This window comes from Actinoplanes sp. NPDC049681, from assembly GCF_044465265.1.
Classification (GTDB): Bacteria; Actinomycetota; Actinomycetes; order Mycobacteriales; family Micromonosporaceae; genus Actinoplanes.
The window spans coordinates 460,713-487,180 of the sequence record NZ_JBITLP010000009.1 but is presented as its reverse complement, the minus strand read 5'-3'; the positions used below and the strand labels follow the sequence as shown (position 1 = coordinate 487,180).

Here is a 26,468-nt window from a genome sequence, read left to right as displayed (position 1 = left end):
ACCTCGGCGGGGTTGGCCTCGGTGTAGGCCTGGAAATACGGCGCGAACAGTCAGGTTGCTCACCCGAGCATCATGAAGCAACACCGGCCCATCACGAGACGATCGGTGCGGCGAGCGCGGCCTCGACGTCACGGACGGCGAAAATCTGGTTTGATCCGCCCGTCGCGGCGAACCGTGAACCGGGGCATCGGCGACACCTTATGACCATGTTGAGGAGCCGGACAGGACCTACATCTCATCGAGCAGGCGGAGATCGGACGGCTCTCGTAACAGATCTGCCAGAATGGCATTGCCGTCAACGATGTACGGCTGCTGCATGTGCTCATCCCATGCTGAGCGGGAACGGAACATCTCCAGCATGATCCAGGTGTCCGGGTCGTCCTGTGGCTGCGTGAGGTTCATGAAGACGCATCCGGGCTCGGTAAGACTGTTTTGCCGCATGGACTGCAACTGCGCTGCGGCCTCTTCTCGTCGGTCCAGTCGCGGTTTGATCGTAACCACCAGGAACAGAGCGCGTTCGGGGCCATTCATGGAGCACTTCTACCCGTCCTACGTGGCCGACAACCGCCTCCGGCCGGTCTGGGCCGACGAAAACATGCCAATGTGCTGCTGGACCAGCGCAGATCGTGATCACGGGCTTTCTCAGCTGGGTCGTGATGATGGCGCCGGGGGCAAGCGGGGTGGTGGTGGCGTGCCGGTAACGGCGCCGGGTGTGCAGCTGAGCAGCTCGGTCTGTCCCGGGTAGCTGATCTGCAGCCAGTACCGGCCGGCGGGCAGGTCGAAGGACTGGTAGTGGTCCTCGGCGACGACAACCTTCCAGCCGACCGGGGTGACGTTCTGCTGGGGATCGGGGCGGGGTGGAGTGTCCGCGGTACCGATGTAGGCGGTGATCTGTGATCCCTTGGGTACCGGCACGAAGCCGCCGCGCCCAAGGTCATGCACGGTGATGGAGAGGGCGCCGCCGGTGGTGGTGAAGGATGCTGCAACGGTCTCCCCGGTGTGGGGGACGCCCAGTGCGGTACGGCTAGCGGGAGTGCCGCCGCACGGCGGGTCGGGCGACCCGCCGCCGGGACCGGTGGAGCAGCCGGTGATCGCCGTAAGGGCGAACCCGGCTGCCACCATCGCCGGCCGCCTCAGGAGGCGAAGCATGCGTCGTCGACCTCCACGCGGTGAGGACTGGAGCACCTTCGGGTTCACAAGCGTCGAGTTCGAACGCGTCTGGGCTCAGACGAGGCGTGATGACTTCGTTCCCGAGTAGGCACGGATGGCGGCAGAAGAGGGCGTCACACGACGGTACCCTTCCGCTGTGCCGAATCGCTTCTATCGCCGCCGCTGGCACGAGACCCGAGGCGATGAATTCGACGGCTGGGGCCATTTAGCCTGGTCCTTCGAGGTCGGAGGGTGTGCCGGGCGTGCAGCGCCGGGTCGACAACGACGCGCAGCATGGTTGTATGCAAACGCCACTTTGGGTCCCGCTAGTCGTAGCTGGTTTTGGGATCGCCGGTGTCCTTTGGACGCAGTGGCGTGCTGACGTGAGGTCGGACAGGGTGTGGGAACGCGAGCAGCGCCACGAGGCTCTTCGTTGGGAGCGGGAAGATCAAGCCCGAACATTTGAGCAGCGCAGAGACGCTTACATCAACTTCTACGCCGCGTTGAAGAGAATGGTCGAGACCGCATCCGAACGTGCTCACGGGGTTAACCCACGCGAACTCCCGCCCGGCTTTGGCTTCGCGGTCGGAGAACAGCTGGAGTTGATTGACCTTTACGGCACCGGAGCGGTGCCCGCCGCAGCGCTGGTGGCCTTCCAGCGCGCGTCGGCTCTGGGCCACAACGGCCCGCGTCCCGGATTCGACGAAGAGGTAATGGAGTTTGAGTACGACGAGGCCGAACTCGAACTACTCAACGCTATCCGGGCGGACCTTGGGGTGCCCGGACTGTTCGTGGCCATCACCCCTGAGCAGCCAGATCGACGTGTGCTGAAATCCTAGAGGTTGGCCGCGAGGTCGCCCGTACGCCAGGCCCGGTCAAAGGCAGATCCGGACGCGTACAGCTATATAGCGGCTGGGCCGATGCAAAGATGATTTCATGACAACTCCGCCGGCCACCAGCCCCCCGGGCGGCCGCTCGAGGCGGCCTGCGGTGCTCACCATGGTGGGCTGGGCGGTGCTGGCCGGCTCCTACTATCTGGTGTTGCCGGTCTTTGGAGTTCCTTCGACTGTGACGTGGGCCTTGGCCTGGGTGGGCTGGCTTGGTGCCATCCTCGGGCCGGTTCACGGGGCGGTCCGGTCTGGTCGGTTTCGCCGCATAGCCCCGATAGCGATGTGGAGTGCGGGTGGGCTGCTGGCTGCAATCCTACTGGCTGTTCTGCGTCCGCCGGCGCGCACGGTGGACAGCGTGTATCAGTGGCATCGCGCTGACCTCGATCAGCTAGCGGCCGAGTACCGTGCTGGAAGCATCGATCGAGACCGCCCTCTACCTTGGCGGTTGCGATTTCTGTCGATAGACGGGCATGCGCATGTTCGTTGCGCCGAAGAAAACTACGGCTGCGGTTTGTTTCTACTGCTGTATCAGAACTTGCGGGGAGAGGCCGGTGCCGGGATCGCCTACTTCCCCATGCGGCCGGCAGGCGTGACCATCGCTACAGCGCCGGGTGCCAGCGGCGAACCACAACGCGAACTCGGGCATGGCTGGTGGCTAGTGGATTAGAGACCACAGCCAACACACTGATCTCGGCATGACGATGCGTCGGGATGTCGCGCTGTTGCCGTCCCTGGCGATCTGCGTGGGAGCGGCGCTGTCAGTTTGACTCCGGGCGGTGCTCGCGGATCCAGTGGTCGACGTCGTCGCGTGGCGGCTACCTCGTACGTGGGTGCCCGGTGGCGCTGCCGCCGGGGCCAGGTGCGTAACCAAGGGCAGCACGACGGGCAGGTGTGTTCGGGCTATCGGAAGGCGTGGCCGTCAGCGTGGTCGGCGCCGACCGCCGCGCCATCCCGAGTCGACGGTGCGGTGCCCTTCGGTGCGGCTGAGGCTGACCTGCACCGCGGCGTCGATGAGCTCCCGGCGTGCCCCGGCGTCGTCCAGGTCGCCGCGTGCGGCGAGTTGACCGAGGCGGAACGCGGCCAGATGCACGGCGTTGTTGCGTCCCCCGGCGGGGATGCGCTGGCCGCTGTGGAACACCGGCTGGGGTGCTTGTGCGATGCGTTGGAGTTCGCCGTCGAGCGCGGCGTGGGTGTAGCGGTCGCGGTGCAGGATGCCCGCCGCTGCGCGATCTGCTGGCGGCGCGCCCGGCTGGACGAGGGCGCGCAGCTGTGGCGGGCACGCCGGGTGGGGCGCACCGGTCCACGCTTGCTGGAACCGGTAGTGGCGTCCGCTGGCATGCACCGATGGTGGCGCCACCGTTCCGGTGGCCAGGCCGATGGTGGCGGCGGGCCAGCGCCGCCACCAGCCGCGGATCAGAGCTGGCCGGGTGGAGGCGTCGTGCAGGCCATGGCGCAGGCGGGGATGCCCGCCGCGGCGTAGGACAGGGCCGCATCGAGTACTTGCGTCGTCGTTGACGGCGCGGTGGTGGATGCCGCGGAGGTGCGGCGCTCGCTGCTTGTGTTCGTGTGTATGGACATGGAAAGGCGACCTCCTGTGAGAGATGGCTGTGTAGAGCGGTAGATGGCGTGTGCGTCGGCGCGGCTGGTGACCTGTGCCTGGTTGGTGTGGTGCGCAATGGCGCGTCCGGCTTAGCGGGACCGGCGTGCCGTACGCCTCAACCTCACCTCGAGGAGGCGCCGGAGTCGTGGGCGCGCCGACGTTGAGAACGAGCGGAGCGGGCCGTGAGGTCGGCTTGAGGTTCGACGCCGAATAGGAACTCGGCCGCGTACCGGCCAACGAAGACCCTATCGAGAGGCGTACATGACGAACCCCGTCGGATCCATCCCGCCCCGCCGCGAGCGCCGTCGCTCGTTGGCCGCGAAGCGGCTCGCCGCGCTCGCGGTGCTGCCGGTCGTGGCGGTTCCCTTCGCGGCCAGCCAGCCGGCCCAGGCCGCCACGTCGAGCCCGCCGGTCTACTCGCTGGCCGCGACTGTCTCGCCGCCGGCCCTGATCGAGGCTGACTGCACCGGTTCCTGCGTCGTAGCGCCCGCGCCGTCGGGCGCGGACGATCACCGCACCCTCCAGGACCTCGTCAACAGCACGGCGAACCTGGCCACGCCGGCGGTCCTGGACGCCTCCGGCGCCGTGGTCACCCCCGCGGTTCCGGCTACGGTGCTGCTGAAGCAGGGCACCTACCGGCTGAGCCAGCCCTTGGTGCTGCCGTTGAACGTGAACCTGCGTGGCGCGGGCATCGCGCTGACCACGGTGCGGATGATCAGCGCCAATGCGGCGAACTTCAATTACGGCTTCCTGATCACCTGGAAGTACGACAAGATCGAGCACCCGGGCACCAGCAACCTGGTCTCCGACCTGACGGTGAACGGCAACTGCCGCGAGGGCGCCGGCGACCCGGTTCCTGCGGACTTGCCCGGCCGGCCGGGCGCTCTCTGCGACTTCCGCGCGAGTGACACCGCCGGCGCGCTGAACAACGCGGGCGGCGGCATCGCGGTCGGCAACCACTGGACCGTACGCCAGGTGCGCTTCACCAACCTCGAGTACTTCAAGGTCTGGGTGGGCGACGGCGTGAAGGACGTGCACATCACGGACAACCGGTTCGACAACTGGGGCGGCGCCGAGTCGGGCGGCGAGGACAACGTGGGCGGCGGCAGCCGCAACGACAGCGTCGTGGTCGAGTACAACCAGTTCGACAAGACGATTCACGGCAACAGCTTTGATTTCACCAATGCCATCCGGACGACCATCCGCAACAACTCGGTCCGCTCTGACGGCACCGTCACCGATGCGCGACCCGACAAGGCTCCCAGCGGCAACATGTACCTGGAGGGCCTGGTCCAGGCCACGGTCGCCGACAACACACTGTGGGGCGCGCAGATCAGCGTCAAGACCAACGCCGGGTACGACCACAGCGGCGAGAACAAGGACATCACCAACCCGCGGGACACGGTGATCTCTGGCAACCACATCAGTTACCCGACCGGCGTCGGCATCAGCCTCGTCTACGACGACTACAAGGACAGCGACGGCACCCTCGGCACTGCCGACGACAACTGGGACCACAGCAGCACCAGCAGCTCCGACCACATCGTGCGCACCGGTGGCAACAACGTCATCCGCGACAACGTCGTCGAGTACGCCAACCGGTCCGGAATCCTGGTCAACGGCAGCTACGAGGCCGCCAAGAGCCTCCCGGACACGATCACCGGCAACACGGTGACGAACTCGGGCTGGGGTGGCTCCACCGTGTACGACAGCGGCGCGGGCCTCTTCGACACCGCCGGCATCGGCCTCTCGATCGGCACCGGCGACCGGATCTCCGGCAACGCCATCTGCGACGACCCGGCCAAGAAGACCACCTGGTACGGCATCGATCTGGGCGCACGCCGCGCTCCGACCTCGCCGAAGAGCACGATCGTCGACGCCAACAGCACGGCCAACCTGATCGGCAAGGCCGTCCACGACCAGAAGCTGACCCCGGAGCCGCCGGCCAGCCTGGTAGCGAACAAGAAGACCCTGACCTGGGACGAGGCCTACGCCCTGGACGGCCGCCCGATCACCGGCTACAAGATCTACCGGGACGGCAATGTCGTCGGGGATCTGTCAATCGGCAGCGTCTCGATCCCCGGCAACCTGGTTCCCGTGGACGACTCCAACTTCGAGAACGCCGCCGCCGGCACCTCGGGCTGGACGGCGGGCTACCGCACCACGCTGAGCCGTCAGGTCGGTAACGGTTCCCGCGGCGCGGCGTCCATGTTGGTGAGCTCCAGCGGTACTGGTGAGGTCAGCTTCACCGGTCGCGCGGTCCCCGCCACCCCGGGCCAGATCTACACCTCGGTCCTCTCGGCGAAGGCCATGGTCGGTTCGGGCCACTGGGTCCGCGCCGGCCTGAAGATCACCACCGCGAGCGGTCAGGTTCTCAACCTCGCCATGAACAACCGGGCCACCGTGGACTACAAGAACGGCTGGATGACGAGCAACTACTCGTACCAGGCGCCGGCCGACGCGGTGTCGGTGCAGCCGTGGTACATCATCGAGGGCACGGTCGCCGGGGACGCCATTCTCGTCGACCGGCTCGGGCTGGTCGCCGGTACGCGTACCGAGCAGTTCACCGAGACGGCGCCGCCGAGCGGCCCCGCCGTCTACCACGTGGTGGCGTACACCGCGCAGGACAACTCGACGCCGGCCACCGTGGCCACGTCGTAACACGCCGTCGCGGCATTAGGCGCGCCCCCGGTGGCCGATCGGCCACCGGGGGCGCGTTGCTGTGCGCCGGCGCACGGCCGTCAAAGGCGGCGAGGTCGTCCTCGGGGCCACACCGCGCTCGACAGGTTGCGAATCGGCAGCGCTCAGGTCGTGACGTGCCGGTCCGAACCGAGGGACATGCCTCACCAGATTTTCTTGATGGGCTGATTCTGTCCGCGTAAGCGGGGACCATGTGCCCGCGGTGTTCACAGCCCATCGGGTCTGGACACCGTGATCAATGTCGGTGAGTTGAGAGCCACCTGCCAGCGGAGCCGGGCATCTCGATCGCCTTGGTCGGTGGGTATGGAGGCGTCGGCGGGTGAGCGCGATCATGTCGGTCAGCCACCCAGGCCCGCTGGTGATCTTGCGGGCGAGCTGGAGCGCGTCGACCGCGCGACGACGGTTGAGCTAGTGCTGGCGAGGAAGTCCTCGCAGGTTTCCCAGCAGTAGAGGGAGCAGGCCGTCGTCCGGGTCGCCGGTGTTCGCGGGGTCCGCTGCGGTCGCCGGAGGGCGGGCGGTGGTCTCGCGGGCGGAGGAGGAGGTCATCGTCGACCGCTGGGCGAGCGACTGCCGCCAGGTCGTTGTCAAGATCGAACGGGACTTCCTCGAGCGCCACCTGCAGAACCACCTCGAAACGGCGGTGCGCGGCCCGCTCCAGCTGGCCGGCGAACTCGACATCGCCGCGGGTCCGGGGCGCAGCTGGGCGTCCGTAGCGCGCATGGCGGCGGGCGAGCTCGGCAACGCAACGGGCCTGCTCGACCAGCCCCTGATCGGCGGGCCGCTGGTCGAGATGCTGACCGTCGGGCTACTGCTGGCCGACCATCCCCACCGCGAGGCGCTCACCCGGCCGGGGCGCACGTACCGCACGCCACCGGTGCGGCGGGCGGTCGAGGCCATCCAGGACCGTCCGGAGCACCCGTTTACCGCCGCCGAGCTGGCCCGGGTCGCGGGAGTAGGCGTACGCACCCTGCAAGCGGGATTCCGGCGCTATCTCGGCTGCACGCCGATGGAGTATTTGCGGGACGTCCGGCTGGCCCCGGCGCACGACGAACTGCGGGCCGCGGACCCGCGGCACACCACGGTGACCGCGGTCGCCCAGCGCTGGGGCTTCTTCCACGCCGGCCGGTTCGCGGGCGCCTACCAGGCCCGCTACCACACCAGACCGTCGCGGACCCTGCACACCTACTGGACCTCCTCCTGCCGTTCCCACACAGCGCGGCCGGCACGTAGCAATACCCGAACCTGCGGATGGTGCAGCCGGCCCGGCCGACTCAGACCGGCGGAGGAGAATGTCCGGTCAGGAGGCCCGCCATGACCACAGAGCAGAGCCCAGCACCCCCACCCGGGTCAGCCGGGGAGTCCAGTCAGCTGATCGAGTTCGAGCGGGCGGACGTCATCTCACCGATGATCTACCCGGCCCGTCCCAGGCTCGTGGTGAGCGGACGAAAGCCGTGGGCGAACATGACGGTCAGCCTGGTTCCCTGCGTCTACGTCAGTCCGCCGGACTACTGGGCGATCCAGGTGGTCGGCACGATGCCGCAGATCGGTCAGCCCGCGATCGTCCCGTACGTCGTGGAGCTCGACCTTGATGACACCATCGGCAACATCGGTATCGAGGTGGTGGGTGCCGACAAGACCGAGCGGATAGAGGTGCAGACCCGGTGATCCTGCGATAGCCGCCGAGCCGGCTGTGCCGGCTGAGAATCATCCGATGCGGACGAGGCGTACGCCACGGACCGCCGGTGCTGAACCCGTCGGCCCGGTCCTCGCCTAGGTTCTGTCCCGCGGATCTTGCGCGGCGATCATGGATGACGGTCGTTGAATCGGTGTGGCGCGTGGTGCCCGGCTCGACGAGCCGGTCCGCTGCCGGTCCGCGGCGCTGTCGGACTTGACCACGGCGCCGTCGATGGCGAACCCGAGCTGCCCTCGCGTGGCGCCAAGCTTCTCAACGGCCGCGAGGACCTCCTCGACGGTGGCGCAGCGCGCCACCCCGGCCGGGGAGGCGGCGGGCGCTGCAACACGAGACCGACCACCTCGACGGGCGCCTCTACATCGACACCCTGACCGGCGACACCCGTCGCCAGGCGCTGCGGGAGCTGCGCCGCACCTACAGCGGTGGCGGTAGCGACCACGTCACCAGCCGCCAACGACGCGGATGCCCGCGAGCGCCTCTCCGACCGGCCCCGGTCAGTCAGCACGCAGGATGTCGAAGCGCAAGCCCGACGAGCCCTCACCCAAGCCTGGCTCCTTAGTGCGAGCACGCCACAGCAGGGGACGACCCTCGGCGGCGACCAGGCGGAAGCGGCGGGTCAGGCGGGCGCCTTCGCCGGGCACCTCCTCGTCGGCGATGACGGTGCCGTCGCGGTGGGGGACGGCCAGACCCCGTACGCCATGGTCGTCGACGGCGGACGCATCCGGCGGCAGGTCGGCCAGCGCGAGCAACGCTCGGCCGTCGGGGCCGGCGGCGGCGACCAGCGGATACCAGTAGTCGGGCACCGGCGTGCCCAGCAGGTAGCGGTCCCCGACCGCGGCGGGAGCGGGATCGGGCGGCCGCAGCCGCAGGTAGCGTGCCTGCCGGTCGACCAGAGTGCCGTCGGGGTCGGCCGTGGTGCGCTCGACTACCCAGGCCAGGTTCGCGAGCTCGTCGCGGATCAGCAGGACATCCTCGGTCGGGCCGCCGTCGCGGGGGCGCGGCGCCCCGGCCAGGACGAGCCGGGCTCCGGCGAGCCGGTCGGTCGGCGCCTCGGAGCTGAGCTCCCACATGCGCCATGGGCCGGTGACCGGCGGCGCGGAAACGTCGATGCCGAACGAGTCGGTCACCACGCACGTGTCGACCACGACCAGGCCGGGTGTCACCGACAGCGGAAGGAGGAACCAGTCGTTGGCGTAGCGGTGCACGAAGTCGGCCAGCACGCGGTAGGCCGGGCTGTCGTCGGTGTGGAGGGCGTCAAGGTTGACCGCGCCGTCCTCGAGCTCCCAGAAGCGTGGCCGGGGCATGCCGGGATAGGACACCGGCACCGGTACCACCTCGGCGACCGGACCGGGAACGCCATCCGCCCCCGCCGGGTCCAGCGGGCCGCGGTCGAAGGTGAACCAGCTGATGCCCAGGCCGTGGTATTCGGGGGCGCTCAATTCGACGCTCCCGGCGGGCAGCGTCGCGGTGAGACCGAAGGTGTATTCGAGGCGCTGCGGGTCCCAGGCCGGCGGGTCGTCGCCCTCGGCGCCCGCAGGACGTAACCGACCTTCCAGCGAAGCCAGCCAGTCACGGCAGGCCCGCTCGACCCCAGGCCGCGACACGTCGACCAGGTCCGATCGCAGTGCCTGGTACAGCGCGCCCGCGTCCGGCACGCGTCCGATGAACGGCCGGATCCCGGGGCCGGCGTCGGCCGGGGCGAAGGGAAACGCGTCGGCGAGCTCTGCCACGGCCTCCGGCACTCCCTGCTCGCGCAGCCGGCGCACCAGGGCCATGGCGAGCTCGACGGTCGTCGCGCGGTCGAGCCGGTCGGCGGCGGGCGGCGGCTCGGCCTCGACGAACTGCTGCAGGGTGGGCGGACCGGTTGCGACGCGGGTGTGTCCGAGGACGACCTTGACCGGCGTGCCGGCGTCGTCGCCGCGGAAGCCGTTCACCTGCCAGGTACGGCCGACCATCCACAGGGGATCGGCGACGGGCGCGGTGAGGGCGTCGGTGGCGCCGGTCGATCGCGGTGTCAGCTGCATCTCGGGCCCTTCACGCCGGATCCGGGAGGGAGACGCCGGCCCGGTCGCGCCGTTCGGCGGCGACGACGCGGTGACGGGCCAGCGCCAGCGCCGCGGTGACGATGCCGAGCAGGGTGTCGAGGTCCCAGGTGGGCGTCGAGCCGGCCGGGTCGGGGTGCACGGCGACGAGCAGCGCCGAAGGCGGCTGGCCCTCGGGCCGGTCGTGGTGGACGGCGACACCGGCCTGTCGGCTCGGCGCGGCGACCTCCTGGTTCCAGGCCTCCACGACCATGCCGGCGGCAGCGTCCGGCAGGGCCGCGCCGTAGGAGCTCTGCACGACCAGCGAGACCGCGCCGGCCCGTGGGACGTCGGTGGCGCCGGCCCAGACGTCCGGGGTGGTGATCGGGAGCTGGGTGACGCGCGGATCGAGCCGCTCCCGGGCGCCGAGCACCTCGGCCAGATCCAGGCAGGCCCGCAACGCGGCCGTCGCGGGGGCGACGCGCGCCTGGTCGGCGATCCAGTCCCGGACGGCGGCGGGCGTCGCCCCGGACAGCCGGGTCGCCCCCGGCTCAAGGTCGTCGCGGGCGGCCGGGTCGAGCGGGACCGGGAATGTGGTCAGCAGGGGCAGCCGTACTCCGCACAGCCGTTCCACGCGGGCCCGGCAGGCGTCGGCGGTCGCGTCGGACGCCAGCGGGTCGGCGAGGCGGGCGCGCAGCCGGGCGATCGCAGCGTCGGCAAGGGAGCGGAGCACGGCCGGGTCGGCGGTCGAGGGGACCGCCTCGGGCACGCCGAGCGCGGCCGCCTTCAGCAGCAGCGCGACGCTGGGCTCCCCGTTCTCCAGCGCGGACGTCAGGGAGGTGACCGCGTCCTGCAGGGCTTTCACCCGGGAGCGAAGGTCGGTCGGATCGGCCGGTGCGGGCGTTGCGTGCGGGTGGGCGAGGTCGTCCGGCCCGGCCGCGCGTACCCGGCCCAGCAGGCGACCGGCGGCCGCCGCGGCCGCGAGCAGGTCGCCGAGCCCGGCCAGGTCGACCTCGACCTGGCCGGTGGCGCCGACCGCCGCGGCGATCCGGGCCGCCAGCTCGGCCGGTGCGGTGGCCATTCGCAGCCAATCGAGGGGGTCGAGGCCGAGCTCGTCGGCCGGGACGTCGATCCCGTCGACGACCGCGACGGCACCGGCGGGATCGGGCAGCAGCCCGCTGACCCAGGCCGCCGCCAGTGGATCGGCCCGGGCGGCGAGGCTGTCCACGCGGACCGGCCAGGCCGGCTGCAGCGCCGGGTCGACGAGGATCAGCAGGCGGTGCAGCACGTCGTGGCCGGGGCGGGGCGCGGCGATGACGTCGAGCTCGTCCGGGACCAGGCCGGATGCCGCGATCTCCAGCGCGCCGCCGGCCCGGGCCGGGTTGCCCTGCACCATCTGGTGCACGCTTTCGGCCGTCATCAGGTCGGCGATCGAGTCGACGCGGTCGTCGAGCCGGTCGAGCACGCTTAGCAGCCGCTGGTACTCGCTGCCGGCCGACGGGTCCACGATCGGCAGGCGCAGGTCGGGGTCCACCACACCGGTCGGCGTCGCCAGGAACGGGATCGTGGTGTGGTCCCAGGTCGGCGGCGTGGTCGCGAGGGCGCGGCGGTAGCGCTCGCGCAGCGCCGATCCGTCGACCGCGGCGGTGAGCGAGACCGAGGTGCTGGCCTCACGCAGCAGCAGCGCCAGGGCGTCGGCGATGTCCCGGGTGGCCTGGTCGAGGCGCGCCTGGGCATCGAGCAGGTCGCCGCTCTCGAATCGCGCGGCGGCCGTGTCGGCCTCGTCCGCGATGGACTGTGCGGTCAGTTCCGCGGAGGCGAGCTTGGTCAGCTCGGTCTGGGCCACCGCCCGTGCCTGCATCGCGGCCTGGGCGGCCGGGCTCTGCAACTGGGCGGTCAGCGCGTCGGCCCGGGCCCGGGCGTCGGCGAGCTGGCGGGCCTTGCGTGCCCGTTCGATGGCCCACCGGGCCAGGTCGGCGGCGGGCTCGGGGTCGACGGTGTAGGAGTCCTGCGACTTCATCCGGCGCCTCCTCAGGGAACCTGCAGGGTGAAGGCCTGACGCCGCGACTGCGGGCGGCCCGCGTCGATGGCGGCGAGCTCCGCGACCAGGGTGGGGATTTCGGTCCCGACAACGGTCGTGAGCGCGGCCGACATCTGGTCGTAGGGCGCGGCGACGGCGTCGGCCTGATCGAGGCGGCCCTGCCCGGCGGCGCGGGCGGCCGCGGCGGCGCCGACGGCGGCCCGGGCCGCCTCGGCCGCGGCCCGCAGCTCGACCAGCCGTGCTTGCGCGGCCTGGAGCGCAACCTGGCGTGCCCGCCGCACGTCCTCAAGGGCTTCGAGGGCGGTGCCGGTGTGGAAGCGGGTCAGCTTGCGGAAGGCGGCCAGATATGGCTGGAGGCCGGCGTCGGCGAGGTCGCGCTCGAACTGGTAGCCCAGCACGGCGGCGAGCGGCTGGCCGGCCCGCACCGCCTCGAGCAGCCACAGTGCCTGACGCACACGCCGCGACGACAGGTCGAGGTCGAACGAGCTCGACCCGGTCTGTCCCAGGTAGGCCGAGCGCAGGACCGCGGCGGTGGCCGCGTGCCCGAGCGAGGGGGCGAGGACGTGCTCGGAGCTGACCGGCTGAGTGCGCGGCGCGACGTCGGTCAGCCAGCCGACCGCGCCCAGCGCGACCAGGCCGGGATGGGCGACGCGCGACGCGGTGAGCCGCTCGGTGACCGCCGCCGTGACCCAGGGGTCGAAGCGGTGCGACGCGGCGTCGAGGTGCCCGGCGAGCAACCGCGCGCGGTCGTGCGGGGCGAGGTCGGCGAGCACCGTCACCGCCGCCTCCGGGACCGGCGTCGCGGCCCGGCGGGCTGCCGCCGTCAGCAGCGCGAACAGGTCGTCGCCCGAATGTGCCGTACCGTCCGGCGCGGTCCACTCCACGCTCTGCGGCGACTCCAGGAGCAGCTCCGGCAGGTCGGCGGCGTCGGCGCGGGTGACCCGCCGGGGCACACCCCCGCCGATCGGGGGCACCGGGACATTGGGGTCGGTGGCGGCGGCCGGGGCATACGCGACGGCCCACCGGTGCATCAGCGCGCTCAGCCCCGCGCCGAGCTCGCCCGGCGCGGCCACCCAGGCGCCCGGGTCGGTGACGGGCAGCAGGGCGTACGGCTGGCGGCCCGTGCGCAGCACCGGAGCGGGGCCGCCCGGTCGCACGAGCGGCCGCAGCGGGTCGGCGGCCGTGCCGAGCTGCGCGGTCATGACGCCCTCGGCCGCGAGCCCGACCAGGAGCCCGGCCGCGGCGTCCAGCGGCGAGCGAACCGTGGCAGCGCCTTCGATGTCGGCGAACGTGTCGCGCGGCAGACCCAGGACATCGGCCAGTTCTGCACCGGCGGTGCCGTCGGCCGGTGTGGAGCCGCCGGACACCAGCAGGCGGGCGACGGCGGCCTGCCGCTCCGGGGAGAACGCGGAGTTGACCGCCACCGCGTTGTTGGTCGGTGTGCCGTCGGCGAGCAGTTCTAGGCCGTCGGTGTAGGCGTGCGCGGTGATCAGGTCGGCCAACGATCGGGCGTCGGCGCCGGTGTGCAGGCCGATCGCCACCACCAGGTCGATCGGGGGCGCGCCGGCCGGCACCGGCAGCCGGACCGCCATGCCCGCGGCGACGGCCGCCGGCAGGTCGGTCGTCCATTCGGCGGGGGTCGGGCCGCCCGGTACGGTGAGTTCCAGCGGCCCGGCGACGTCGGCGCCCCAGGCGACGGCGACCGGTTCCCCGGCGCAGTAGGCGACGACGGCGAACCGGTCCGGCAGCAGGTCCGCGCCGGCCGGCCGGGGCCAGCCGTCGTCGCGTGCCTGCGGGCCCGGGCGGGCCGGGTCGCAGGCCCTGATGATCCAGGCCGCGCGCTGGGGGCCGTACCGGCGCGAGAGTTGCAGCCAGGCGATGTCACCGCCGCCCACCGCCCAATAGTGCGTGCCCCAGGTGATCTCGTCGGCGGTCAGCCGCTCATCGTGGGTCCGGATCAGCAGATCATCCGGGTAGACGCGGACGTAGAGGCCGTCGTCGAGCCACCGACTCTCCAACCGCAGCGGCAGCAGCGTGATCGCCGCGCCGGTTACGGGTCCGTCGAGCAGTCGGGCGGTCGCGGTCTGCCGGGCCTGTCGAACGTCGGCGAGGAACCCGTCGATGCGGGTCACCTCGGTCACCACGGCCGCGAGCTCGGCGTCGGCCGAGGCCAGCTGGCTCGCCTGGGCCATGCTCGCGATCAGCGCGGCCTGCGTGGCGGCGAGCCACGCGGCCGGCGCCACGGCGAGCTGCTGCCGGGTGACCAGCTCCTGCCCGGCGGCGGTACAGGCGGCGGCCAGCTCGTCGCGACGCCGCTCCCACTCGGCCAGTCGCTCGCGGTACTTCTGCGCGCCGCCGGGCTCGGAGTCGTCGTAGTCGCGTGGTCGCATGTCAGGCCCCCGCCGCCTGGTGCTCCCGCAGCTGCGCCGTCAGCGCGTCGAGCCGGGCTCGGGCGGCATCGCGCTGGGCGTCCGCCTTGGCGACCGTGTCGGCGAGGATCTGGACGACCGCGGTGAGGTGGGCCGTGACGGCGGCGAGGTCGTCGTCGCGGCTGTCCGGCGGTGTCGCACGCTGCGCGCGGGAACGGGCGATGATGTCCGCCAGCAGCCCGGCGGCCGCGGCCAGTCCGGGCACGTTGCCCAGTTCCGGCCAGGATCTGATGTCGTCGTGCACTACGGCCAACTCCTCGGCGGTCGCGTCGCTCGCGGTCAGTACCGCGGCGCGAGCGGTCCGTGCCGCCAGGCGCCGGTCGAGCTGCACCCGCCGGCCGCGGCGCAGCCCGAGGTACGCCGTCAGCTCGTCGTCCGCGGCGCTCTGCAGGTCGGTCCGATCGAGGGGCTCGGCCAGCAGCCGCGCCTCCCGCGCGTCGAGGGCGGCGAGCCCGGCGTCGGCGCGTGCGACGTTCTGCCGGAGGGTGTCGAGGGCCCGGTCGAGCCCCTCGACGACCTGCTCGGCCCGGGCGACGTCGGCCCGCGCGGCCTCCAGCCGGCGCTGTGCCTCGGCGACCGCTCCCGCGGCGGCGGCGGCTTCCTGCGACCGTACGGTGAGGACCTGGTTCGCCTGGTCGAGGGCGGCCTGCGCGGTCTGCAGCCGCTGCCCGGCCGCGGCGAGTCGGTTGCGCAGCTGGCGCAGCTCGCGCAGCCACGCCATGTGCTCCGGGCTGGGCTTGCCGTTCGGGCCGAGCACTTCCGGCTCGTTGTTCTCATGCTGTCGGAGCGCGGCGGCGGATGCATCCCACGCGGCCTGGCTGGCGTCCCGTTCGGCGGTGCGGGCGGCGACCGTGGCGCGGGCCTCGGCCACGGCCGCGTCCGGCCCGGCGGTCGCGGCGACGGTCGCGGCAAGCTGGGCTTCCAGCGGGGGTACCACTGCGGCGAGCTCGTCGGCGTGCGCCTGCTCGAGGTCGCGCAGCGCGCCGGTCCGATCGAGCTCGTCCTGGGCGGCGCCGCGTCCGGCCAGCGCATCGTTGCGGAGGTTGTCGAACATGTCCGCTCCTCATCCGGCCGGGGGCAGCCACAGCGCGATCGGGACTCGCAGCCGGAACGCCGGCTGCTGGGTGATGACGGCCAGGTTCGCCGAGTCCGCGCCCCAGACCGCGGCCGTGGCGCCGGCCGGGCGGCGGATCCCGGCGAGCGGGCCGGCCACCGGCACGTACGATCGGCCGGCGACCTGTGGATGCGACCAGTCGAGGTCCGGCCAGGTCGGCGGCGGGGCCGTCAGCGCGGTGCCGCCGGGGTCGTCCAGGCCGAAGCGGGCGGGTGCGGGCGGCTCCTCCAAGACGGCGAACCAGCCGTCGCGGGCCTGGGCGGGGGTGAGCGGGAAGCCGAAGAAGGCGACGTCGGTGCCGATGGTCCCGGCAAGGATGACGTCGCGGCGCTCGCCGGCTCGTTCCAGGTAGAGCGCCGCGCCCGGATAACGGCGCATAAGTTCGCCGCGCAGCAGCAGGACGAGGTTGTCGGCGGCTGGGCCGTGCGAGCCGAGCCGGTCGGTCGAGCTCCACCCGGCGACCGGGTCGACGGTGCCGGCGTCCCAGAAGCGGTCGACCATCAGCGTGGTGGTGTCGAGCGGGTAGCGCCGCCACATCAACTCGCGGGCGAGGGCGTGGTTGATCCCGAGCAGCACGCTCTCGGCGAAGGCGCCGTTGGTGCTCACCAGCGAGACGGAGTCAGGCGGCAGGTCACCAACGCCGGGCAGCAGCCATTCCTGTGCCACGGCGCGCAGCAGCGTGTACCCGGCCCGGTCGAATTTCGGTGCGAAGCGGTCCGCGGTCGCGGGTGCGGTCGTGGCGTCGCCGGTCGAACGCCGCCGCACCGCGCCGGTCACGGCCTCGGCCAGGGCCGGATCGCCGGCTGGCGGTTGGGCGGCACGGGCCGCGGCCAGCTGCTGCCAGGCGTCCTCGACGAGCTCGTCCTGGTGGACCGCGACGGCCCAGCTGCCCAGACCGGCCGCCACTCGTCGGCGCGGGTCGGAGTTGATCTCGGCAAGCCAGCCGGGACCGACCGGCACGACGGTCGCCCCACCCTGGTAGTCCTGCCCGTAGAGCGGCGGGCGCAGCTGCACGCCGGGGCCGCTGGTGCTGACCGCCGCGCGCAACGACTGCTCGATCGTGGGATCGTCCAGCTCCGGTTCGGCCGAGCCGAGCGGGCGCAGCGCCCCCTGCATCAGGACCGAGGATCCCGGCGTTCCGGTGGCGCTCCAACCGGGAGCGTCGAGAGCGATCCGGCGACCAGAGGCGTCGGCGGGGGCGGAGAACGGGCGCAGGCGGCGGACCAGCGCCTCGAACGAGCCGGCCGTTCCGGTGGCGAATGACCATTGGAAGAACACCGGCAGCCGCACGTCGCCGGCCGCGGGCCATGCGGGAGCGAGCGGGTCGGCCGGCGCCGGGCCAGGGACGAGTGACGAGCGGCCGGCCGCGAAGGTGGGCACCAGGCCGGCGAGATAACGGGTTTCGGGCTGCAGGCGGCGCGGGCAGAGGAGCCGGGCGACCCGGGTAGGCGCGTCCTCGGGCGCTGCCCCGGCGTCGTGGGTGAGCTGCACGTGTGCCCAGGCCCATAGCTCGGCCGGGTCGGGCAGCTCCGCGGCGTCGCAGGCGAGCACCGGCAGCCTGCCGGGTGCGGCCGGGTCGACGGTGGCCCGCTCGGCAGGCACCACGACGAGCGCGAGCCAGGGCTGGAGCCGGTTCTGCTCGGATCCCGGGCCGCCCTCGGGATCGGGCAGCGCCTTGGTGGCCGGACCGAACGGGGTGAAACGCCAGGGCAGGTCGGGGGAGGCCAGCTCCACATACGGGAAGAAGGCCGGTTCGAAGCCCGGGCAGCCGTCGTACGGCTCGGTGCGCAGGATCTCGGCCGGGTCGAGCCCGGCCACGTCGCCTGGGCCGGCGAATTCGAAGGGCAGTCGTACCGGATCCAGGGGGCTCTCCCGTAGCCGCACGGAAATGGGCAGTGCCGCCCGTGACCTTCCGGCCGGCGGCCGGTCGCCGAGCGTGACGGCGAGGCCCTCGCGCCACCAGGGTAGGAACGTGCGCACCAGGCTCATGTCGGCACCGCCGGCGCGTCGAGGGAGGTCAGCTCCAGCGTCTCGTAGGTGAGATCGGTGCGTACGGCCAGCGCGAGCGGAACGCCGGCGCCGGCCGCGGCCAGAGTGACGCCGCCCGGACGCGGCGAGACGGCCGGCGCGCGCAGCTTGGTCTCGGCGTCCAGGTCGTCGGTGAACTGCGCGAGCGGGTACTGCTCGGTGGCGGTGCGTACGTCCACTCCGGCAGGCGCGGTGACGACAAGACCGTAGGTGCGGGTGCCCTCGGTGGGCAGCAACGCGCCGACCCGGCTGATCGGCGTCTCCAGCGGCGCGATCCGCTGCCGGGCCGTGATGGTCGCCAGCGGGTGCACCAGCGTGGCCGAAGCGTCCGGCGGCGCGAGCGTGACGCCGGGTGCGCGACCGCCCAGCGTGGCCGACCAGTTGCCGGCCTCGGTCAGCTCTTTGCGGATGAGCGCCGCCACGTCGACCTTGTCGAGAACGGGCGGCGGCTGCGGGTCGCCGATCGTCAGGTCGACGCTCGCCTCGAAGGTCCAGAAGAGGATCTGCACCGCCGCGCGGCCGGCGAAGTGCCACGGTTGGGGGCCGGTGACCTGCAGCGCCAGCCGCACCGCGAACAGGTCGCCGAGCGGGGTGAACACCCGCACCCAGGCTTGCATGGCGACGTCGAGACCGAACGGGTTCCACTGCACGAGGGCGTCGAACGCGCCACCGCCGTCGATCCCGAAGCCGCCGAAGACGACCCGGACCTGCAGTCGCGCGCCCAGCTGGATGGTGTTGGTGGTGAGCGCGAGGTACAGCTCGAGCCGGACCAACGGGTTGTCGCCGGTGGCCAGGCTGACGGCGAGTCGTTCCAGCCTGCGCAGGCCCTTCGGCGGGACGAACCGGGGGTGGAAGCCGCCGATGCTGAACACGAAGAGCGGGTCGCTTCCCCAGTTCAGGCGTACCGCCATGTCGCCGGAGAGGGTGAGCCGCCACAGTCGTGAGTGGTGCAGCGACGCGTCCAGCGCGAGTTCGCCCCGGGAGAGGTCGAGCACGCCGATGGCGTCCACGTGCACCTCGACGACCGGGGCATCCGGGTCGGGCAGCACCAGCGAGAGTGCGGCGAGCAGTACCACGCGCAGTGGTTGCGGCACCTCCAGTAGCAGTGCCAGCCGGATCTTGACGATCGCCGGGGTGCCCCAGCTGATCTCGGCGAGCGGCCCGATCAGCAATCGGTCGGCGGCGAGCGGGAAGATCCGGTCGAGGGTGGCGAGCAGCTGGGTCGCGTTTGCCACCGGGTCCTTGGCGAACAGGACAGAGTCGAGCACTCCGGAGCTGAGCCCGTCGCGGACGGCGTCGGCGTCGATCGTGCGGTTGAGCGCGAGCAGGCCGCCCACGCCGGTCAGCGCGAAGCCCAGGCCGAGCTGCACGGGGGTGAATCCCTCGGCGGTGATCAGGAGCAGCAGAGCGAAGCCGTCCGCGCCGCCGGGGAGCCTGGTGGTGATGAGCGCGACGACTTTCACGGAGACGGTGCCCAGCAGGGTCAGCTCGAAGACACCGGCATAGCGACCCGCCGGCGGGTCGAAGTACAGATAACCACCACCGCGTACGGCCGGGGAGTCGATCGCGAGGCCGGCGCCGCTCGGTGGCCGGATGCCGAGGTCGAGCTGGGCGAAGCCGAGGTTCCCGGACCGCGGCGGGAAGGAGAGCACGCCGCGGATGCCGAGCCGGTCGACGGACGCCGCGAACGGGCCGAGACGCAGCGACAGCGAGCCGGCCACGTCGATCAGCAGGGCCGAGGGGTCGGGGACCACGGCCAAGGTAAGGGTGCCGAGGCGGACCGGACCGAGCTCTGCGTTCACCGGGATGTCGACGGTCAGGCCGGAGGTGCCGCGCATCCGGAAGCCTTTGCTCAGTGACCAGTCGAACGCGATGTCGAACGGCGCGGCGATCCGGACTCCGGACAGGACGGTGCCGAGGAAGCCGTCGTCGCCGCCGGTGACCGCGAGCAGGCCGCCGGACAGTTCGATGCTCAGCGCCACGTCCCGGCTGTCGCCGCGCAGCTCGAACCTCGCGGAGACGGCCATCCGGGAGATCTCCAGACGGGTGCCGGTGGGCGAGCCGACGAGCAGCGCCGGCCGGCCCTCCTGAGCGCGGCGGGCCAGGGACGCCTCGACGGTCAGGTGCTCGGCGTGCGGCGGCAGGGTCACGCCGTCGCCGCTGAGGACGAACTCGCCGGGGTCGGCGGTCACCGACAGGGTGATGAGCAGGCCGCGGGTTTCGAAGGACTCCGCGATGCCGCCGATCGCAGTCACGCCGACGCCGCGGACACCCTCCTGCCCGGACAGCAGGCGCAGCAGGGCGCCGAGCCGCACGGACGGCTCCGCAACGTTCAGGGTGTAGAGGAACTGCAGGCTGCGGGCCGGGTCGGCGGCGACGTCGCTGCCGGTGGTGACGATCGCGCCCGAGGCGGCGAGCAGGACGCCGATCGGGTCGAACACCCGGGCGGCGACCGCGCGGGCCGAGTCGACCGTGCTCAACGCGTCCGCGCCGAGGAAGTGGTCGCGGAGCAGCCGGGCGGGGTCGGTCAGCAGGTCGATGAGCCGGTCGAGTCGGATCCTGCCGTCTTCGACCAGGGTGAGCAGCCGCGCCACCTGCAACGCCACCGGATGCCGTCGGGCCAGATGTTCGACGACGACCACGTCGAGGAGCTCGGCGCCCACGTCGCCGAGCCGGTCGATGGCGGCGGCCACCTCGCCGACCTGGGCGAGCAGCTCGGCGAGCGCGCCCAGGTCGCGGCCACCGGCCTCGGCGAGCTCGGTCAGCGCGTCCGCGGCCGTGGGTACGGCGGCGAGCGCACCGGGGTCGAGCGCGGACAGGTCCGCCGGGTCTCGGCCCAGACGGATGAGCAGTGCGCGGCGGGCGTCCTCGTTCTGCGCGGCCACGGCCAGGGGAAGGGTGAGGTCGCGGACCTCGGCGGCGAGGGTGGTCCAGACGTCGCCGCTCATCGCTCGGCCTTGACCACGCCGATGATGAAGTACCGCTCGTCGCCGTAGGAGACCTCTGCGCCCGCCTCGATCCGTCCTCGGCGTGGGACCAACAGCTCGGTGGGGACCAGGTATACCGGGTCGGCGGCCACCGTACCCGGTGGCACACCCGGGTTGGTGCGGGTCGCCGCGTCGGCATCGGCGGAGATGAGGCCGACGGCGAGCATGGCGACCAGGCCGACGCTGGTGGACGACGCGCCGGATCCGGTGGCCGCGCCGCCGCCGATCATCCAGGGGGCCAGCTGGGCGCCGGCCGAGACGGCGGTGCCGGCGCCGGTCGCCACGGTCGTGCTGAGCGCGGTCAGCTCGCTCGCGATGACCGGGGCAGCCGTGCCGATCGCCTCGACGGCGGTGGTCGCGGTGACCGCGGGAGCGGCCGTCGCCGCGACCGTCTCTCCGACGGCGGCGGCGGCGAAGCCGACATCCGGGCCGATCAGCACGGCGACGGAGGCGACCGCCCGTATCGCCAACGTGATGCCGTAGAACCGCTCGATCTCGTCGGTGGGCAGGTACCCGGTGGTCAGCGCGGCCGCGGTGGCCAGCTCGGGGTTGAGGAAAAACGCCCCGGCCCAGGTCGAGAGGACGAACGAGGTCAGCGCGGGCCCGGGGCGGATCCCGTACGTCGACTGGATCTTGCGGTCGATCTCGCGGTCCCAGGCGCCGATCACGAACAGCTGGAAGAACCGCTCCGGCACGATGAACGCGTACGTCGAGCCGGTCGGCGCGCGCGGCAGGGTCCGGGCCAGGACCGCGGTCAGCTGGGGACGCGCGTCGGACATCGGCGAGACCAGGCTGACGATGCTGGTGTCGGCGAGCTCCTCGGCCTGCTCGTCCGGCTTCCGGCGGCACTTGATGATGTCGTAGATGATCACCCCGGGGTTCAGCACGTCCTGCTCGGCCATGAAGAACGTGATCTCGCCGGTGATGCTGGGGATGACCAGGACGTACGGGCTCGGATCCCAGGTGCCTGGTTGCCAGTTGCGCTTCCGATCGGGCTGGAGAATCGACGCAGTCTCCGGCGCGGTCAGACGCAGCTGGTCAAGGTAGCGGGCCAGCTGCGGCGGCCCCTCATCCGCTCTGCGCCGCGGCTTGATCTCGTAGACGTGGTCCAGGTCGGAGTCGAGGATGTCGGTGCGCTGCAGGCCGCGCCGGGACCAGTCCGTCCCGGTCAACGCCAGGACGACGCGGGGGTCGTACCGGCCGAGATCGTAGATGGTCATCGGTAGCCAGTCGGCCGATCGCCAGATACCGAAATCCACCATCACGTACGACTTGATGCCGGGCGGCACGAGCATCCGGGACAGGACGTACTGGCAACCCAGCCACTTGCCGTACGCGGTGCCGATCGGACCGCTCGATGCCAGCGAGAACTGTTCGGTTCCGGCCGGGCAGATAGCCTTGATCAGCGCTTTGGGTTTCACCCCCATGGACCCTCACCCCGCTCGATTGTCGGTCGCGCGCCGGGCCGGGTACAGCCGCGTCGCCCGATCGGGTGGGTTACTCCCCGCCGGTCGCCGGCGCCTGCTGCCCGCCCATGGCCAGAAGGTCTGCCAGTAGCCGGCGGTCAGCACGACCCACGACCGGCGGCGCTGGGACAGCCCCTCGTCGGACACACCCGAATCGTCGCGGGCGTCGCTTTCTCCGCCGACGGGAGCGCGCGGGTCACGGCGAGCCAGGACGGACCGCTCCAATGGTGGGATGTTCGCAACCGCGATCACGGGCACCCGAGGGCAACCTTTGACCGGGCACACGGGAATCCTGGACGCGGTGGCCTTCGCATCGGACCGGCAAACCATCGTCAGCACCAGCAATGACGGCACGGCTGTGCTGCGGGATGTCGCCGCGACCGGCCAGCCGCGCCCCGATGATGGTTCTCCCACCTTCCGCCCCACTCGCGACCACTTCCACGGCGATCGGCACGAGCACATCCCGCTCCGTGATCACTGCTGTGGCGGCTAGAACGGCCAGTGCCGCCACCACGGCAGTCGCTGCCAGCCCGGTTCTGCGGGCGACGCCGTCTCGTCCGGGCAGGAACGCCACCACGCTGAGCGCAAGGGTCTGGCCGAGCAGCGCGAGGCCGAGCGGCTGCCTGCCGACGTCGACGACGAAGCCCCACGTCAGAGCGCCACCCAGAGCGGTGTTGAGCGCGACGACGCCGACCATTGCCGTGACTGCGGCGACCGGCGTGGTCACCAGTGCCGCTCCGGCCCCTCGGCCCGGCCAGCACGCCTCGACCGCGATCGCCGCGACGATGGCGACAGTGCCCGCGAGGAGCACGTAGGTGTACAGACGCTGGGACGCGTCAGCGTTGTCTTGGGCCGCGCCCGCCAGCGCCCGGAACGCCCCGATGACTGCCGCACCGCAGGCGCCGGCCACGATTCCCGCGATGACGGCGAAGCGGGCGCCTCGACGGTCAGCGGCGGCCCACCGGTTCCGCGGGCCGTACTCGAGCAGCCATGCGGGTGTCAGCGTGTCCCGCCGTGCCGCCCACAGCGGCCACGCGGCGGACAGGGCCAGCAGCATCGTCGCCGCGACCATGGCCGGGCGGGCGAAGTAGCCGGTCAGCGTGGCGCTCGCCAGCCCCCACCCGCCCCACTCCAGGCTTTTCTGCACCTTGATCCCTGCCCAGAGCACCGCGGTGAACAGCAGCCCTGGCACGATGACCGCGGACAGCCAGAAGCTGCGGGCCCGACGCAGCCGGCCGGCGGCGTCCGACCACAGCTCTCCCAAGCCGACGGTGACCACCGTCGCCCCCACGGCGCACAGTGCCGGCACCCACAGAAAAGGCGGTCGGTGGCCGTACTGTGCGAGTGATGCCGCTCCGCCCAGCAGGAAGCCGACGAAGACGCCGGCCGCCGCGGGTGCCGGCCGGACGTCACCGCCGGCGACCCGCCGTACCAGGCAGGCGCGCCAGAACGCGAGCCCGATCGTCGCCCCGACCAGCGGTCCCGTGACCGCCGCTGCGGCCAGATCGGTGACCCCGATGTGCGATGTGCCGGTCAGCAGCGGGATGACGGCGAGGTCGATGAGGGAGGGCAGGAGGCCGGCGAGGAAGGCGGCCGCCGCGCCGTCCACAAAGCTTGCCCGGGCGATGCCAGCCGGGTTGTCGAGCACGGCGATCCTGCTGTGGGAGCACGGGTGGTTGGCGAGCAACCGGCGCAGCCGCCGGTGCCCGGCGTTCGGCATTCCGGCCAGTACGGCCGACAGTGCCGCGACGTTGCTTCCCCTACGGGCGGCGCGAAGGTCGGCGTCGTGTTCCCGGGACCGGAGGATCGCCGCACGGGTGAGCGCGACCACCGCACCCAGCAGCACGGCGCGCCAGACGTAGTCGGACAGCAGCGACAGCTCGCCCATCAGTACGGCGAGGAGCACCGGTACCAGCAGCAGCGGCGCCACGGCGTACCCGATCGACTTGGCCGCCCATGCCACGGTGACGTCCCGGCCCGCCACATGCGCAAGCTCGTGTGCCGCCAGCGCGGCGAACTCCGGGCGTTGAGGCCGGAGGAGCACTGCCGTCGGCATGACAACCCGCTGGTTTCCCGGAAGTCCGTAACTGAAGGCGTCCCGTTGCGTCGCGGGGCCGGTCATGAGCGTCGGTGGGCGGGGCAGCCCGGCGGCGTGGGACAGCTCGGCGAAGCGTTGCCTCGCCGTGGCGAACCGCTCGTCGGCCGGGCGCAACCGGCGGCGGCGTTCCAGGTGGCGGGGCGAGCATCGGAAGATCACGAACGCGGCGGCCGCGGCGGTGGCCAGTCCCGCCAGCGCGAACATCGCGCGTCGCTGCTCGGCGCCGGCCGTGCAGTCGGCCAGGTCGGCCTGCCAGGCGACGATGCCGGGCGAGGGGTCGAGCAGGCCGGGGGCGCACGCTGCGACCTCGCGTTGCCACCGGCCGCCCGCCACCATGTTGTGCACGAACACCCCGACGAACAGGCCGGCCGCCACCGTCGCCACCACGAGCAGGAGGAACCGCGCCGTGGTGGAAGGGGGACAGGCGAGCACGTCCGGACGTGGTCTGCCGGGGCCGTCGCCGGTCGAGGCCGGTTCGCCGAGGTCGCTCACTCGGACACCAGGATCGCGCCGGCGACCGAGTCGGCCAGGAGCACGCACTGGGCCTCCGGAAGGCCGAGGTACCGGGCGCGGTCGTACGCGATCTCGCGTACCCGTCTCGCCTGTCGGGGATTCAGGGGCGTCGCACCGGTTCCGCCGGCGTCGTCGGCGGGGCGGCGTAGCAGCCGGCGCACCGCCTGGGCCACGAACGGTCTCGCGGCGTTCTGCGCCTCGCTGGCGACCGTCTCGAAGAGGAACTGCACCACGGGTGTCGCGATGGCGAGGGTGTACGGAGCGAGCAGCGCGAGGTCGACGCCGAAGCCGACAGCTTCATCGCGCCGGCGGGGGTGGAGGACAGCATCGGGGTCGGCGAAGTACTCCTCGGCGGTCTCGTCGAGGATCGGCAGCTCTTCCGGCGCGCTCGCGGCCAGTGCGGCTGCGGTCAGGGCCTGCACCAGGTCCCGATCCAGGACGGATGGCTGCTGGTTCGACATGCTGTCCTCTTTCGTGCTGCGTGAGTTCGGCCGTCGTGGCGCGGCGACCGTCACAATACTTCCCAATGTGGGATGTATCGGGCGCGCCTCAGGTGAGAGCGGCGGCCGGTTCCCGGTGCTGGGCGGGCGCGGCCGACAACGCGCTGCGCGTGATCGGTCCCACGACGCCGTCGACCTCCAGGTGGTGCTTCTTCTGGAAATCCCGTACGGCCGTGTCGGTGCGCCGCCCGTAGACACCGTCAGCAGGTCCGGGATCGAATCCGTGCATCTGCAACCGGCGCTGCACCCAGCGGACCTCCTCGCCGAGACAGCCGAGCTCCAGCAATTCGTGATGCTTGTCCGCGTGCAATCCGGGAACCAGCCCGCCGTGCGTCCACCCCCGGTGCTCGACCGGGAACTTGTTCACGCCGTACTTTCTGCCGCGCGCTTCAATGGTCTTACCGTTTCCCAGAGAAATGGCGACGTGGTCGTTCGACGGGCCCTCGTCGATGCGGAAGAGCAATGCTCCTCTGGTCTTGCAGGCGCGTTCCACCGAGATGAGTTTGTGGGCTTTCCGGCAGGCGTCACGCTGGTTCTGGGCGCCGTCGACGAACGTGACGTCGCAGCGCGCGGCGGCCCACTCCACCAGCTCGGAGCAGTCGAAGCTGTCGGGGTTCGGGTCGTCGAACTCGGCCTCCGAGCCGAACACGTAGGGATCACCCTGCTGTGTCAGAGCTATCTTGACGAACTGGCTGTAGGTGGCCATCCCATTAGTCCTCTCCGGTGAGCGGGCGGTGATGGCTACCAGTGAAATGCTTGGCGGGGGCCGGCATGCGGAAATCGCCCGGTCGCCCTTCGTTTGTCGGATGAGTGACAACTTGAGCTCCGTCGTGGAAAGAGAGGACGGAAGATTCCTTCGGAAACCGCCTCGGTAATGGCTATAGGCTCCGCCGTGCCTTGTCGGCGAAATGCGAGGGATCTCGGGGGCGTGCGATGAGCAGCAAGGACCTATTCCGCTGGAGCGGCGCCACGCCGGCGCGGGCGTTCACGCACGGACGTGGGGCTTCGACACGGGGCACTACCTCCCCGCCGGAGGTACCACGAATGTCGTGGACCTCAACGAGACCCTGCAGCCGTGGCCCGGTGTGACCCCGGCGTCGGTCCTCGAACACGGCAGCGTCTGCACGTACGCCTGACCCGACCGGCTTACACCATGCGGTATCCGCACGGTCACTCGCCCGGCGGGGCGCTCCGCCTTCCCGCCCCCCGTTCAAGATGACCCGACAGGTGCCCTGAAGA

19 protein-coding genes and 2 pseudogenes are annotated in these 26,468 nt (G+C 71.8%); 6 read left to right on the top strand and 15 right to left on the bottom strand.

Annotated elements, in window-relative coordinates; translation table 11 throughout:
- Positions 1-228: 228 nt before the first annotated feature.
- Positions 229-531, bottom strand: a complete 303-nt coding sequence (locus ACIBO8_RS32155) for a putative quinol monooxygenase (protein ID WP_396119159.1) — start codon at positions 529-531, stop codon at positions 229-231.
- 111 nt (positions 532-642) lie between these two features.
- A complete protein-coding gene (locus ACIBO8_RS32150; protein WP_396119158.1) occupies positions 643-1,149 on the bottom strand; it encodes a hypothetical protein in 507 nt (168 codons plus the stop codon).
- 398 nt (positions 1,150-1,547) lie between these two features.
- Here ACIBO8_RS32150 and ACIBO8_RS32145 point away from each other — a divergent pair, with 398 nt between their 5' ends.
- Together ACIBO8_RS32145 and ACIBO8_RS32140 are read left to right on the top strand one after the other, a co-directional pair.
- Positions 1,548-1,988 carry a hypothetical protein gene (locus ACIBO8_RS32145; protein WP_396119157.1) on the top strand — a complete coding sequence of 147 codons (441 nt, stop codon included), beginning with the start codon at positions 1,548-1,550 and terminating at the stop codon, positions 1,986-1,988.
- A 151-nt stretch (positions 1,989-2,139) separates the two neighbouring features.
- Complete coding sequence (locus ACIBO8_RS32140) at positions 2,140-2,706, top strand: hypothetical protein (RefSeq protein WP_396119156.1); 567 nt, start codon at positions 2,140-2,142, stop codon at positions 2,704-2,706.
- 252 nt (positions 2,707-2,958) lie between these two features.
- Here ACIBO8_RS32140 and ACIBO8_RS32135 read toward each other — a convergent pair whose 3' ends face one another.
- A complete protein-coding gene (locus tag ACIBO8_RS32135; RefSeq protein ID WP_396119192.1) occupies positions 2,959-3,381 on the bottom strand; it encodes a hypothetical protein in 423 nt (140 codons plus the stop codon).
- 78 nt (positions 3,382-3,459) lie between these two features.
- Positions 3,460-3,876: pseudogene (locus ACIBO8_RS32130) on the bottom strand (hypothetical protein); the annotation flags it as partial.
- A gap of 24 nt (positions 3,877-3,900) precedes the next feature.
- On the opposite strand from ACIBO8_RS32130, the gene ACIBO8_RS32125 reads away from it, so the two are divergent.
- The 3 genes from ACIBO8_RS32125 to ACIBO8_RS32115 all read left to right on the top strand — a co-directional run bounded on the left by ACIBO8_RS32125 (position 3,901) and on the right by ACIBO8_RS32115 (position 8,004).
- Positions 3,901-6,300: a hypothetical protein gene (locus ACIBO8_RS32125; protein ID WP_396119155.1), complete on the top strand. Its 2,400-nt coding sequence runs from the start codon at positions 3,901-3,903 to the stop codon at positions 6,298-6,300.
- Positions 6,301-6,817: 517 nt separating this feature from the next.
- Entirely contained in the window at positions 6,818-7,654 is an 837-nt protein-coding gene (locus ACIBO8_RS32120; RefSeq protein ID WP_396119154.1) for an AraC family transcriptional regulator, read from the top strand.
- Positions 7,651-8,004 carry a hypothetical protein gene (locus ACIBO8_RS32115; protein ID WP_396119153.1) on the top strand — a complete coding sequence of 118 codons (354 nt, stop codon included), beginning with the start codon at positions 7,651-7,653 and terminating at the stop codon, positions 8,002-8,004. Before ACIBO8_RS32120 ends, ACIBO8_RS32115 begins: the two co-directional genes overlap by 4 nt.
- Positions 8,005-8,109: 105 nt before the next feature.
- On the opposite strand, the gene ACIBO8_RS32110 is transcribed toward ACIBO8_RS32115, so the two are convergent.
- Positions 8,110-8,328 carry a hypothetical protein gene (locus tag ACIBO8_RS32110; protein WP_396119152.1) on the bottom strand — a complete coding sequence of 73 codons (219 nt, stop codon included), beginning with the start codon at positions 8,326-8,328 and terminating at the stop codon, positions 8,110-8,112.
- A 17-nt stretch (positions 8,329-8,345) separates the two neighbouring features.
- Between ACIBO8_RS32110 and ACIBO8_RS32105 the strand changes: the two are divergent.
- Positions 8,346-8,441: pseudogene (locus tag ACIBO8_RS32105) on the top strand (peptide deformylase); the annotation flags it as partial.
- Positions 8,442-8,526: 85 nt separating this feature from the next.
- Here ACIBO8_RS32105 and ACIBO8_RS32100 read toward each other — a convergent pair.
- From ACIBO8_RS32100 to ACIBO8_RS32055, 10 genes are all read right to left on the bottom strand, one after another.
- Entirely contained in the window at positions 8,527-10,056 is a 1,530-nt protein-coding gene (locus ACIBO8_RS32100; RefSeq protein ID WP_396119151.1) for a hypothetical protein, read from the bottom strand.
- A gap of 10 nt (positions 10,057-10,066) precedes the next feature.
- Entirely contained in the window at positions 10,067-12,073 is a 2,007-nt protein-coding gene (locus ACIBO8_RS32095; protein WP_396119149.1) for a hypothetical protein, read from the bottom strand.
- 11 nt (positions 12,074-12,084) lie between these two features.
- Positions 12,085-14,484 carry a hypothetical protein gene (locus tag ACIBO8_RS32090; protein WP_396119147.1) on the bottom strand — a complete coding sequence of 800 codons (2,400 nt, stop codon included), beginning with the start codon at positions 14,482-14,484 and terminating at the stop codon, positions 12,085-12,087.
- A gap of 1 nt (position 14,485) precedes the next feature.
- Positions 14,486-15,577 carry a hypothetical protein gene (locus tag ACIBO8_RS32085; protein ID WP_396119146.1) on the bottom strand — a complete coding sequence of 364 codons (1,092 nt, stop codon included), beginning with the start codon at positions 15,575-15,577 and terminating at the stop codon, positions 14,486-14,488.
- A 9-nt stretch (positions 15,578-15,586) separates the two neighbouring features.
- Positions 15,587-17,626, bottom strand: coding sequence for a hypothetical protein (locus ACIBO8_RS32080; protein ID WP_396119145.1), 2,040 nt, complete (start codon positions 17,624-17,626; stop codon positions 15,587-15,589).
- On the bottom strand, positions 17,623-20,613 hold the full coding sequence (locus tag ACIBO8_RS32075) for a DUF6603 domain-containing protein (protein ID WP_396119144.1): 2,991 nt from the start codon (positions 20,611-20,613) through the stop codon (positions 17,623-17,625). Before ACIBO8_RS32075 ends, ACIBO8_RS32080 begins: the two co-directional genes overlap by 4 nt.
- Positions 20,610-22,079, bottom strand: a complete 1,470-nt coding sequence (locus tag ACIBO8_RS32070) for a hypothetical protein (RefSeq protein ID WP_396119143.1) — start codon at positions 22,077-22,079, stop codon at positions 20,610-20,612. The genes ACIBO8_RS32075 and ACIBO8_RS32070 overlap by 4 nt, the downstream gene beginning before the upstream one ends.
- A 235-nt stretch (positions 22,080-22,314) precedes the next feature.
- Positions 22,315-24,708: a M48 family metalloprotease gene (locus ACIBO8_RS32065; protein ID WP_396119142.1), complete on the bottom strand. Its 2,394-nt coding sequence runs from the start codon at positions 24,706-24,708 to the stop codon at positions 22,315-22,317.
- Complete coding sequence (locus ACIBO8_RS32060) at positions 24,705-25,190, bottom strand: hypothetical protein (protein WP_396119141.1); 486 nt, start codon at positions 25,188-25,190, stop codon at positions 24,705-24,707. The genes ACIBO8_RS32065 and ACIBO8_RS32060 overlap by 4 nt, the downstream gene beginning before the upstream one ends.
- 88 nt (positions 25,191-25,278) lie before the next feature.
- Positions 25,279-26,046 (bottom strand): peptidoglycan-binding protein, encoded by a 768-nt coding sequence (locus ACIBO8_RS32055; RefSeq protein WP_396119139.1) that lies wholly within the window; start codon positions 26,044-26,046, stop codon positions 25,279-25,281.
- Between the last annotated feature and the right edge of the window lie 422 nt (positions 26,047-26,468).

Coding starts and splice junctions, on each gene's coding strand:
- ACIBO8_RS32115 (WP_396119153.1), top strand. CDS start 7,651: ATGACCACAGAGCAGAGCCCAGCACCCCCACCCGGGTCAGCCGGGGAG.
- ACIBO8_RS32085 (WP_396119146.1), bottom strand. CDS start 15,577: ATGTTCGACAACCTCCGCAACGATGCGCTGGCCGGACGCGGCGCCGCC.
- ACIBO8_RS32060 (WP_396119141.1), bottom strand. CDS start 25,190: ATGTCGAACCAGCAGCCATCCGTCCTGGATCGGGACCTGGTGCAGGCC.
- ACIBO8_RS32155 (WP_396119159.1), bottom strand. CDS start 531: ATGAATGGCCCCGAACGCGCTCTGTTCCTGGTGGTTACGATCAAACCG.
- ACIBO8_RS32080 (WP_396119145.1), bottom strand. CDS start 17,626: ATGAGCCTGGTGCGCACGTTCCTACCCTGGTGGCGCGAGGGCCTCGCC.
- ACIBO8_RS32125 (WP_396119155.1), top strand. CDS start 3,901: ATGACGAACCCCGTCGGATCCATCCCGCCCCGCCGCGAGCGCCGTCGC.
- ACIBO8_RS32075 (WP_396119144.1), bottom strand. CDS start 20,613: ATGAGCGGCGACGTCTGGACCACCCTCGCCGCCGAGGTCCGCGACCTC.
- ACIBO8_RS32150 (WP_396119158.1), bottom strand. CDS start 1,149: ATGCTTCGCCTCCTGAGGCGGCCGGCGATGGTGGCAGCCGGGTTCGCC.
- ACIBO8_RS32090 (WP_396119147.1), bottom strand. CDS start 14,484: ATGCGACCACGCGACTACGACGACTCCGAGCCCGGCGGCGCGCAGAAG.
- ACIBO8_RS32100 (WP_396119151.1), bottom strand. CDS start 10,056: ATGCAGCTGACACCGCGATCGACCGGCGCCACCGACGCCCTCACCGCG.
- ACIBO8_RS32095 (WP_396119149.1), bottom strand. CDS start 12,073: ATGAAGTCGCAGGACTCCTACACCGTCGACCCCGAGCCCGCCGCCGAC.
- ACIBO8_RS32070 (WP_396119143.1), bottom strand. CDS start 22,079: ATGGGGGTGAAACCCAAAGCGCTGATCAAGGCTATCTGCCCGGCCGGA.